Genomic DNA, 1170 nt, shown 5'->3' on the forward strand with positions numbered 1-1170 from the left:
AAGATGAGATTTCCCATGATTTTATATCAGTAAGAGCCCTGAGAGATGATCAGGTAGATAGGTTAGAAGTGGAAGCATGGTGACATGTGTAGCGGACTAATACTAATAGCTCGAGGACTTATCCAAAGATAAAATTCAACGACGTCAGTATTGACAGCGTGCGGTTTTCTTGATAGAGTATAGATATTCAATTTTGAGTGGTCAAACCATTCGATAGTTAAGTGACGATAGCCTAGGAGATACACCTGTTCCCATGCCGAACACAGCAGTTAAGCCCTAGTACGCCTGATGTAGTTGGGGGTTGCCCCCTGTGAGATAAGGAAGTCGCTTAGCTTATTCCGCCATAGCTCAGTTGGTAGAGCGCATGACTGTTAATCATGATGTCACAGGTTCGAGCCCTGTTGGCGGAGTAATAGATTAGTCAGTAGAAGAGAAGTAGACAGATTTAGGTTGATTTGTCTATTTTTTATCTCTTACTGAATTGTAGTAGATAGATGAAAAGCTAACACTTAGAGAGGACGATATTCGTCCTCTCTTTTTCAATATTCAAAGTGATGTAAATCTTAGTTTTAAAGTTCTTAAAGTTCCTAAACCCGAAAGCCTGTCTCTTGATGTCCTTGATGAGTTTATTGGTCGCTTCCAGTTTAGCGTTGGAATAGGGTAGTTCAATGGCGTTCGTGATATAAGTTTTATACTTTAGAAAGGTCTAAAAAACAGTTTTGAAGGCAGGATTGACAAGGTTAAGGTTGTCTTCTAGAAGCTCGAAGAAATAGTTCGAGTTCTTCTCTTGGAAATGGAAGAGGAGAATCTGGTAGAGGTCATAATAGAATCTTAGTTGGTCTGAGAACTCTAGTGTTTTCTGAACAACCTCTTTCGGTGTCAAGGTTTGTCCAAAGGTGCGAGAATAAAAGAGGTTCTGAGATAGTTTACGACTATCTTTTTGAAGAATTCGCCAGTGATTTTTCATGGCTCGATAAGGTAGGGAAGGTGTATCAAATGTTTTCATCATGTCAATTCTAGTTGACATCATAGCTCGGCTCAGGTGTAGCGTTACAATAGATGTGAGACTTCTAGAAGTCAAAAAGAAGATTCCCTGATATGATAAGAGTACCACCACTCATCAAAAAGGAATCTTCTCATGACTAGTATATCACAAAATCTTCGCTATTT

1 tRNA gene, 2 rRNA genes and 1 pseudogene are annotated in these 1170 nt (G+C 39.3%); 3 read left to right on the plus strand and 1 reads right to left on the minus strand.

The features are described from left to right. The 3 genes from ACVRWY_RS09535 to ACVRWY_RS09545 form a co-directional block, all read left to right on the plus strand. Window positions 1-126: ribosomal RNA gene (locus ACVRWY_RS09535) — 23S ribosomal RNA — on the plus strand; the annotation flags it as partial. A gap of 91 nt (window positions 127-217) precedes the next feature. Further along, a 5S ribosomal RNA gene (rrf, locus tag ACVRWY_RS09540) occupies window positions 218-333 on the plus strand. A gap of 4 nt (window positions 334-337) precedes the next feature. Further along, window positions 338-410: transfer RNA gene (locus ACVRWY_RS09545), tRNA-Asn, on the plus strand. A gap of 92 nt (window positions 411-502) precedes the next feature. On the opposite strand, the pseudogene ACVRWY_RS09550 reads toward ACVRWY_RS09545, so the two are convergent. Beyond that, window positions 503-1045 (minus strand): annotated as a pseudogene (locus ACVRWY_RS09550) (transposase); the annotation flags it as partial. Window positions 1046-1170: the final 125 nt, after the last annotated feature.

This window comes from Streptococcus porcorum, from assembly GCF_053203725.1.